The sequence below is a fragment of the Nocardia macrotermitis genome (assembly GCF_009604405.1).
Taxonomy (GTDB): Bacteria; Actinomycetota; Actinomycetes; order Mycobacteriales; family Mycobacteriaceae; genus Nocardia; species Nocardia macrotermitis.
In genome coordinates, this window is the sequence record NZ_WEGK01000037.1 from 1 (window position 1) to 9,021 (window position 9,021).

9 protein-coding genes, 1 tRNA gene and 1 pseudogene are annotated in these 9,021 nt (G+C 64.3%); 6 read left to right on the forward strand and 5 right to left on the reverse strand.

Annotated features, from left to right (window positions below; translation table 11 throughout):
* Positions 1-169 precede the first annotated feature (169 nt).
* Positions 170-242 (forward strand) — tRNA-Arg (locus tag NRB20_RS37210).
* Positions 243-671: 429 nt separating this feature from the next.
* On the opposite strand, the gene NRB20_RS37215 is transcribed toward NRB20_RS37210, so the two are convergent.
* Together NRB20_RS37215 and NRB20_RS37220 are read right to left on the reverse strand one after the other, a co-directional pair.
* On the reverse strand, positions 672-1,241 hold the full coding sequence (locus NRB20_RS37215) for a M24 family metallopeptidase (protein WP_153416135.1): 570 nt from the start codon (positions 1,239-1,241) through the stop codon (positions 672-674).
* Positions 1,242-1,244: 3 nt separating this feature from the next.
* Positions 1,245-2,093, reverse strand: a complete 849-nt coding sequence (locus NRB20_RS37220; RefSeq protein ID WP_153416136.1) for a helix-turn-helix transcriptional regulator — start codon at positions 2,091-2,093, stop codon at positions 1,245-1,247.
* A 128-nt stretch (positions 2,094-2,221) separates the two neighbouring features.
* Here NRB20_RS37220 and NRB20_RS37225 point away from each other — a divergent pair, with 128 nt between their 5' ends.
* From NRB20_RS37225 to NRB20_RS37235, 3 genes are all read left to right on the forward strand, one after another.
* Positions 2,222-3,187 carry an SDR family NAD(P)-dependent oxidoreductase gene (locus NRB20_RS37225; RefSeq protein ID WP_153416137.1) on the forward strand — a complete coding sequence of 322 codons (966 nt, stop codon included), beginning with the start codon at positions 2,222-2,224 and terminating at the stop codon, positions 3,185-3,187.
* Positions 3,188-3,419: 232 nt separating this feature from the next.
* Positions 3,420-3,755, forward strand: coding sequence for a YnfA family protein (locus NRB20_RS37230; RefSeq protein WP_319945882.1), 336 nt, complete (start codon positions 3,420-3,422; stop codon positions 3,753-3,755).
* Positions 3,756-3,846: 91 nt separating this feature from the next.
* On the forward strand, positions 3,847-5,445 hold the full coding sequence (locus tag NRB20_RS37235; RefSeq protein ID WP_153416139.1) for an MFS transporter: 1,599 nt from the start codon (positions 3,847-3,849) through the stop codon (positions 5,443-5,445).
* A gap of 16 nt (positions 5,446-5,461) precedes the next feature.
* Here NRB20_RS37235 and NRB20_RS37240 read toward each other — a convergent pair.
* The 3 genes and pseudogenes from NRB20_RS37240 to NRB20_RS37250 all read right to left on the reverse strand — a co-directional run.
* Positions 5,462-5,671, reverse strand: a pseudogene (locus tag NRB20_RS37240) (nucleotidyl transferase AbiEii/AbiGii toxin family protein); the annotation flags it as partial.
* Positions 5,668-6,309, reverse strand: coding sequence for a type IV toxin-antitoxin system AbiEi family antitoxin domain-containing protein (locus tag NRB20_RS37245; protein WP_153416140.1), 642 nt, complete (start codon positions 6,307-6,309; stop codon positions 5,668-5,670). The pseudogene NRB20_RS37240 and the gene NRB20_RS37245, both read right to left, overlap by 4 nt.
* Positions 6,310-6,882: 573 nt before the next feature.
* Entirely contained in the window at positions 6,883-7,203 is a 321-nt protein-coding gene (locus tag NRB20_RS37250) for a hypothetical protein (RefSeq protein ID WP_153416141.1), read from the reverse strand.
* Between the two features lie 262 nt (positions 7,204-7,465).
* Between NRB20_RS37250 and NRB20_RS37255 the strand changes: the two genes are divergently transcribed.
* The gene (locus tag NRB20_RS37255) at positions 7,466-8,353 is read left to right on the forward strand and encodes a helix-turn-helix domain-containing protein (protein ID WP_153416142.1); all 888 of its coding nucleotides are present in this window, start codon (positions 7,466-7,468) and stop codon (positions 8,351-8,353) included.
* Positions 8,350-8,538, forward strand: a complete 189-nt coding sequence (locus NRB20_RS37260; RefSeq protein WP_319945884.1) for a DUF397 domain-containing protein — start codon at positions 8,350-8,352, stop codon at positions 8,536-8,538. Before NRB20_RS37255 ends, NRB20_RS37260 begins: the two co-directional genes overlap by 4 nt.
* The last annotated feature ends 483 nt before the right edge of the window (positions 8,539-9,021 follow it).

The following is a 9,021-nucleotide window of genomic DNA, read 5'->3' on the forward strand; positions in this document are numbered from 1 at the left end:
GAAGACGAGTTTGGGATGCCGCCACAGGTGCGGACGTTGCGGCACCCAGATCTCGAACCATTCCCGGCCGCTCGCGGTGAGATAGTCGCGCGCGGCCAGCACGTCCTTGTGTTCCGCCAGATAGGATCCAGGTAGACTCGCCCCGGCCCGGTGCTAGCCCACCGGCCCCGCCTCCGTAGCTCAGGGGATAGAGCAACCCTCTCCTAAAGGGTAGGCCGCAGGTTCGAATCCTGCCGGGGGCACAACCTACGACATGTTTTCGCAGTTCGGCGGGTATACCTGAGCTGCGGATCGCCGACGGAATCGAAAACGTGCAGATCAAACAGTCACCCTGGTACGAGCCCCCGAAACATGGGCAACCCGGCCCTGCACTCGGCGGGATTGAGAACCGGACGCCCTCGGGGCAATCCACCTGCCAATTCAACAGTGCGGCAAGCACTTTCACCTGTACAGCAGCGATACGCTCACCCGCCATACCACCGACATACCGCACCTCGAAAGACACCCTCAGCCCGTCACGCGCAGCACCTGCACCGCGTCGGACAGATCTCTCGAGCTGACTCTCACCCAATTTCAGCCGAAGCCCGCTGATTCGCTTTCCGGATCAGCGGGGATCCTCACGCCGGGCACTCCTGCCAGTGGCGATCCGACGCCGCCCATCGGAGAACAGTTCAGTTTCCGGCTGTGTGCAGTAGCTGTGCCGAGTACGGGTTGAGTTCGATCGGCGAGTCCTGTCCGACGACCACTGTGCCCCCGAGATGGACCAGGTGCCGTCCGAACGCGTAGTTCGGCTCGAAGGCGAAGCTCATCCCCGGCACCAGTTCCAGGTCGGGCAGGAATGTGGGGTGGTCGGGAACGCGGGGGTATCCTCCGGCGCCCGGGATACGACTGAAGGTTCCGAGGCCCTTGCCCACGGAAAGTCCGGGGTTGAGTGAGTGCACCGCGATCAGGAACGGCCAGCCGTCGGCCTCCTCGATCGGCTCGTGTATCGCGTCGACGAGTTCACCGAACGTTCGGCCCGGACGCAGCGCTGCCAGACCCGCGTCGTAGGCGGCGCGGGCGACTTCCGCGGCGCGGTGGAAGTCGCTGTGTACGTCCCAGCCCGATGACGCCGACGACCGCGGTGGCCAGTCCGAGCTCGTCGAGGGTCTCGGCGATCGTGCCGGAATGACGTGTGCCGCGAAGAGGTAACCAGGACCAGGCTGTCCGTGGATCTGCCCGAACTCTCTCAGTGCGTGCACCGCTCACCGGGGTGCCCGAAACTCCAATGGCCCGATCACTCGCAACAGCTCGAGCTTCTCGTGGGTGTCGGTGCCCTCGGTCGGGAAGAACGCCAGAACCTTGGTGTCCGCTTCGGGAGAGAGCAGTACCTCACAAGTCAGATGCAGAACACCTACCTCGGGGTGTAGGAACCGTTTTCGGTCGAAGCGATGCACCGCGACCTCGTGGCGTTCCCACAGGTCGCGAAACTCCGCACTGTGCTTGCGCAAGCCTTTGACCAGGTCGGTGACATCGGCATCACCCCCGCGCCGTGAATAGGTCGCCCGCAGATCGTTGACGTGCGCGAGGGAGTGCCGTGACCAGTCCTCCTCCGGAAAACAGGCACGCAGGGCCGGTTCGGTGAACCACTGCCACACGATGTTGCGGGAGCGGTCGGTGCGCTTGCCCGCCGTCCACCCGAGCGCGACCTCGGCGATCGTGTTCTGCCACAGAATCTCACCCAGATCACTGACGACACAGGCCGGAACGTCGTCGAGCCGGTTCAGCAGACTCATCAGCCCGGGCCGGACGTACCCGCCGGAGTGACGTTCCGGAGACGAGAACCCTGCCAGGTGATACAGGTGGTCGCGCTCGTCCGGATCGCACCGCAGTGCACGAGCCAGTGCCGCCATGACGGGCTCGGACGGATTAGCGCCGCGGCACTGTTCCAGGCGTGCATAGTAGTCGGTGGAAATACTGGCCAGCTGAGCGACTTCGTCGCGCCGCAGACCAGGCGTGCGACGCCGAACGCCCTCAGGCAGACCGATATCCGCCGGGCTCAGCAACTCCCGGCGACGGCGCAGAAAATCCGCAAGACCAGATCGATCGATCATGCCCTCAGTACACCTCGGTATACCCGGTCGCGGTAGCCGTCAGCCGCGGACAGGTTGTCCCTGGCTCGGCCACCGCCCGATCGGCAATCCTGGCGTGACCCAGCCATTCTCATCCGAAAGGAACGGACGTGACTTCGATCCTGATCACCGGCGGTCACTCGGGCATCGGTCTCGCCGCAGCACGAGCGCTCGCCGCGAAGGACATTGACCTCGTTCTGGCCGGTCGCAGCATCGAACGCATGCGACCGGTCGCTGACGAACTAGAGACGAAACACGGTGTGACAGCGACCTTGCTGCCGCTCGACACCTCCTCGCTCGCGTCGGTCCGGGCCGCCGCCGCGCAGTTCCGCACGATGCTCGACGCGGGCGAGATCTCCTCGCTCGACGCGATCCTCTGCAACGCCGGCGGCCGCTTCGACGGCGAGATCTCGTACAGCCCCGACGGATACGAAACAACTTTCGCGACCAACTGCCTCGGGCACTTCCTGCTCGTCGAATTGCTCGTCCCGAACCTGTCCGAGAGTGGCAGGGTCGTCTACACCGCCAGCGGCACCCACGATCCGGACTCGATGGACGGCCGCCTGGTCGGCGCCGCTGCCGAACCGGATGCCTTCGCGCTGGCGAACAACGGGAAGAACGGCGGCAAAGCGCTGTCGGCCGGAAAGCGCTACTCCACCTCGAAGCTGTGCACCGTCATGTACGCCTACGAGTTGGATCGCCGGCTCCGCAAGGCCGGCAGTTCGATATCCTCGATCGCGTTCGATCCGGGCTCTGTACCCGAGACCGGGTTCCTCCGCAATATGCCCGAACCCGTTCGATGGCTCGCGGCCGGCACCGCCATGAAGTGGGTCTCGAAACGGATCGGCGTCACCACCTCCGATATGGAGTTCTCGGGCGCTTCCCTGGCAGCGATCGCGGCCGATCCCGACTACGCGGGGGCCTCGGGCAAGTACTTCCAGGCGAAGGAAGGGACCCTCTCGGCAGTACGATCCGCGCGCCTGTCCTACGACGAGCCACGCGCCACAAAACTGTGGAACGACTCCAAACAGCTCATCCGCCTGACCACCGACCAAGAACCGGCGCAGCTACGATGAGCTACCAGCACGCCGATCCCCCGACCCACCGGAGCCACCGACGCTCTACACGATCGCGATCCGAATGCCAGGGCGGTCGCCTATGGCAGCGCAGACCAGTACAGCAGCGTCCGTGCCTACCCCGAGTAATCCGCCTCGATCACCATGTCGAGGTCCTCGACGCGTTAGCAGCCCGGCTCGAGACGACCGGCAGGCGCCACCGGCTCACGCAGCCGATACCTAGGCTCTGCTCGTGACCGTAATACGCTCGATTCTGTTGTTCGCCTTGGCCGCTGTCGCCGAGATCGGTGGCGCCTGGCTGGTCTGGCAGGGAGTACGCGAGCATCGTGGGTGGGCGTGGATCGGTGCGGGCGTGGTTGCCCTCGGCATCTACGGGTTCATCGCGACGTTGCAGCCCGACGCGAACTTCGGGCGCATCCTGGCCGCGTACGGCGGGGTGTTCGTCGCGGGATCGCTCCTGTGGGGAATGGCCGTGGACGGCTTCCGCCCCGACCGATGGGACGCCACCGGTGCGGTGATCTGCCTGATCGGTGTCGCGGTGATCATGTACGGGCCACGGCCCGCCTGACGAGTTCGCTGGGACCGTTCCGCCCAGCGCACCCGTCTGATTCGATACTCGACGTGAACCCCGCATTCGATCAGGCCGAAGGAATGGCCGGATGACTTCCCAATGGGCGCCGCTGCGGCGGCCGTTGTTCCGCAGCTTGTGGATGGCGCAGCTCGGGTCCAACCTCGGCAGCTGGATGCAGTCGGTCGGCGCACAGTGGTACCTGGTCGAGCAGACGCATTCGCCGGCTCTGGTGGCGTGGGTGCAAACGGCGAGTCTGCTGCCTGTGGTCCTGCTGTCCCTGGTTGCCGGCGTCCTCGCGGATGCCTGGGACCGACGTCGGCTCCTCATCGCGACGACCGCGCTGTCGGCGATCGCGGCGGCGGTCCTGATGCTGCTCGACATCGTGGGCGGGCTGGCGCCGTGGTCGCTGCTGCTGATCACGTTCACTCTCGGATGCCTTGCGGCACTGACCAATCCGGCATGGCAAGCGATCCAGCCCGAGCTCGTTCCACGCGAGGAGATCCCCGCTGCCGCCTCCCTGGGCAGCGTGACAGTCAACGGCGCCCGCGCGATCGGACCGGCCATCGCCGGAGCCATCGTGGGACTCGCCGGTTCATGGCCGGTGTTCGCACTCAACGCGGTGTCCTTCCTCGGCGTGCTGGTCGTCCTGGCGCGCTGGAAGAGGCCGGCCCGGATCACCCAGCTCGGGCGTGAGCGATTCGGACCGGCCATGGCGGCCGGCGTCCGGTACATGCGTGCCGCGCCGGGCGCTCGGCGCATCCTGCTGCGTGCGGCGTTGTTCGCACTCCCGGCATCCGCGCTGTGGGCGCTGCTCCCCACCGTCGCCGTGGTCGATCTCCATCTCGCGGCCGCCGGATACGGTCTGCTCCTCGGGGCGCTCGGGATCGGATCCGTACTGGGCGTTTTCGTGCTGCCGCTGCTGCGTCGCCACCTGAGCACGTCATGGCTGCTGGCCGGCTCGGCCCTGGTCTTCGCCGCCGGTACCGCCGCTCCGGCCCTCCGGTCATCGGCCCTGGTCATCCCCGTGTTCGTGCTCTCGGGTGTCGCATGGATCGCGACGCTGACAGTCTTGAACGCCGGCTTGCAGCTGACCCTCGCCGAGTGGGTCCGCGCCCGAGGAATGGCCGTCTACCTGCTCGTATTCCTCGGCGGCCAAGGCCTCGCATCGTTCATCTGGGGATTGACCGCGGAGTTCCTCGGCGCGGCGACCACGCTGCTGATCGCCGCGGCACTGCTCGTCCTCACCGCCGCCAGCGTCCCCTGGCTACCCCTCACCGCGCAGGTCGGAACACTGGACCGAACCATCACGATGCTCGGCGCCGGTGAACCCGAGTTGGTGTTCGATCCGGACCCGACCGACGGCCCCGTCACCATCTCGATCGACTACCTGATCCGCCCCGACCACGAACCCCGGTTCGTCGCGGCCATGCGACGCGTCGAGTTGTCGCGACGCCGAACAGGCGCCACCTCATGGCAACTCGACCGCAGCGGCGACACCGAACGGACCTACCGGGAGGAATTCACCGTTCGCTCCTGGGGCGAGTTCCGGCGCAGCGCTCGGGAACGCTGGACCGGATACGACCACAGCAACCTCGACGAGGCACTCACCCACGTCGTTTCGGAGCCCGTGGAGCAGCACTACTTCCCGACGATGCCGAAACCTCGAGGTCTACACCAAAATCACTGACTGACAATGCATTTCAGTTACCGAAAGCAACCATATCGATGTCTTCGCTGAGCCTGCCACCAACCAAATGTGTACGGGCAAGCGCGGTTCCACCGATGAAGTGCAGCCGGTCGCCAAAGCCTCGGCTGATTGCCGCCAGCAAATGGGAGATCAGGTGATCACGCTCGACCTGCTCCGGGGAGACTCCGAATTGAATTGCGACACTGTCACGTTCGTCGATATTCATGCTCCCACCCAACTTTGTGCACGTCGAAGTGCCGTTCCCAGACGCTGATCAGTAGCGAGCTGCGCGAGTCTCGCCGAATCGCATCGGCGACAAAGCGTTTCGATCGCCGAACGAACCTCCGCCTCGGCGTTGCCCAGTTCCGGACGCCGGGCGAGGTCCAACACCGTCTGCTCGGGAGTAGTGACCAGCGCTGGACCCAGTGCGGTTTCGATGCGCTCGGCATCCAGAGCATCCGAATCTCGGCGGACGAACCGGACGTGCGCCGAACGGTCGGTCAGTGCGATCGGGCGATGCTGGCTCGGGACCGCGACAACAGCGGTCGCCAATGCACGAGGTATGGCTCCCAGTAGACGGGCCGCGCTGATACCCATGACAACGATTCGATCCGCCCCGTATATCGATGACGCGATACCCGCTGCCGCCGCTTCCAGACCGGGCAGCCAGGTTCGGCCGACGTAGTCCGGCGGGACGATGATGTAGTAGCCGTGAGCTACGCGGTGCAACACTCCCCGATCGACCAGCCGGGTGATCTCGGGCCGCGGTTGGGCGTAGATGTCGGTCAGGTCCTGGGGGCGAACGGTTCGAAGCGGTGCCTGCCAGAGCTCGCCAGGAAGCGGTGTACTGCGGTGCTCGGCCATCAGCGCCACTCCTCGGGACTATGCAAATAGTTGGCTGTTACCCAACGGAATGCATACTACTGCCCGATTTGCGGTTGCATCCACCGGTTGAACCTGAGGAGTACGCCGCCGCGGCCACCAACGCCTTGTGCCGGCATCTGGGGGCGGTGCAGTCGATGGGCCGGGTCGCCCTGGACAACTCGCCGGCCGAATCGTTCAACTCCACCCTGAAGGTTGAGTTCGCCCACCGGCACCGCTTCCGCACCCGCGCCGAAGCCGCGGTACGGATCGTCACCTGGATCACCGTTCTACAACCCGCCCCGCCGCCACAGCCCGTGCGGCGGAATTATCACCGATCAACTACGAGATCCACATGGCCGCCATCCGAGCGGCCTCGGCAGCGGCCCTATCACGAGACGAGGCCGCATAAAAAGGAGCCTCCACACTTCGAGGGGATCGAAATCATTCGATCCGATGCCATATGCCTGACGGCTCTTGGGTTGCGCTTGACGCTGAGGACTTCCGGATATCCGGCGAGGTGACTGCCGGGGCCGAACGATCGACAACGGTTTCGGCGATGTCATGGGGTTTTCGTTATCGGCGGCGGATTATGCGGCGGAGGTTGTGGGGGCGGGGTTCTCGGTTGTCGAGTTGGTAGGTGAACATCGGGTTCCAGGTGATGATGCTGTGGATTCGCAGGTGGGCGGCCTCCACGAGAAGGGTGTCGAGGTCGGGATAGTCGAGGTGGGCGAGGGTCGGGGTGAAGATGGCTTCGGCTTCGGCGCGGTTGGCCTCGTGCAGGAGGCGGGACATCCGGTCCGGATCGGTCCGGGTGAAGACTATTGTTTTGGAATATTCGAATCCGAAACGTCCTGCCAGGGAACGTAACCGGCTTTCATGCCAGGGTTGGTTCAACTTCGATATGTCTCCTCTCAGGTACGAAATCGCAATGGGCACAGTCCGATCTCGATTCGTTGGAGACATTTCGGAAACTTTCTTGTAGGTTGTCGAGTAGTAGCTGCCGGGCACAGGAGATCACCGGATTCACTGCGGCGGCAGGGGATTCGGGGGATCGGGAGCGGATCCGGCGAAATCCCAGCGCCCCGATCGCATCATTCGCGGGGATCATTCACTTTTCGGTTCGGTTTCCATCACTTTCGCAGGAGGTACGAGCGGCATGACCGATAACGACGAACCTTCGACGCTGCCGCGGCGTCAGCTCGGGCGGTTTCTTCGCAAGGCGCGCAACGAGATCGGGTTCTCCATCGACCGGCTGGCCGGGCTGGTGGAGTTGAGTCCGGCCGCGTTGCAGCGGATCGAGTCGGGCAAGGTGAAGAAGGTTCGGGTGCGGGATGTTCGGGCGTTGTGCGAGATCCTCGAGGTCAGCGGACCGGACGCCGATCGGGCGGTCGAACTCGCGAAACAGGCACAGGTCACGTCGTGGTACACGGCATTCGGAGGTCTGTACTCGGACAACTTCAATATGTTCGTCGGCCTCGAAGCCTCTGCGCGCAAACTGATTTCGTATCACGAACACGTGCCCGGCCTGTTGCAGACCGCCGACTACGCGCGCGTGCTGATCAGTGGGTTCTACCGGGACAACAGTGCGCAGGATATCGAGCGCCGGGTCGAATATCGGCTCAGGCGGCAAGCGATCGTGACTCGCAAGACCGCCCCGCTGGAACTCGAGGTCCTGCTGCACGAGTCCGCGCTGCATCGGGTCGTCGGCAGCCCACGAGTCATGGCGGCGCAGCTGCACCACCTGGCGGAGATCAGCAAGCGGCCGAACGTCACGCTCCGCATCCATCCCTTCGCGGCCGGATGCACCTGGGGATTGCTCCACGGCCCCTTCGTAATTCTCGATTTCGGCGTCGACGCCAAGGGCAGACCAGCAGAGCCCCCGCTGGTCTTCCTGGAGGGTCAGGGAAGCAATGACCTGTATCTGGAGAAACCCGACGACGTCCAGCGTTACCATGACCTTGCTGCGGCCATACGTACGACTGCACTGGACGAAACGAAGTCCCGAGACCTGCTCCGGCGGGTGGCAAGGAGCTATTCGGCGTGAATACCGATCTACCAGAAGCGCATTGGTTCAAGAGCAGCCACAGCAGCGGTCAGAGCGAATGCGTCGAGGTCGCATGGCTGCACGACGGACAGGTCGGCGTCCGCGACTCGAAGAACCCGACCGGCCCCGCGCTGACCTTCAGCCCGGCCGAATGGGACACCTTCACCGCATCGATACGGGACTGAGCGCGTCATCTCGCGGCGACAGCCACACCCACCGTCGCGAGATGAACCCGGTCGCAACGATCGAACACGAATTGCTTTGTGCTCCGAAAGTGCAGTTGCCCGTGTGAGTTTCAACGGTCACGAGGGGATCCGTCCGAAACACTCGGCAATGCTATCCAAATAGCTTGTGCCGCAAGAGGGAATTGTGCATCGCGGTTTGCGCAATCCGGGTGATTCCAGGCTGCGGAAACGCGTCAACCTCATCGAATTCGACTCAGCATCAACCAGTCCCGGAAACTGGATACAACCGTACTGGAATATCCACTCTAAACACGGTGTGTCACACAACATTTCGCCTTGGCGTGTCCACAAATCGTCGCTATCGTGACGGATATGACTGCCGCCCAGGACAACCCACACGACTCACTGTTCCGGGCAATCATGTCCAACCCCACCGCCGCGGCCGCGCACCTGCAAACAATCCTCCCACCATGGCTCGTCGCA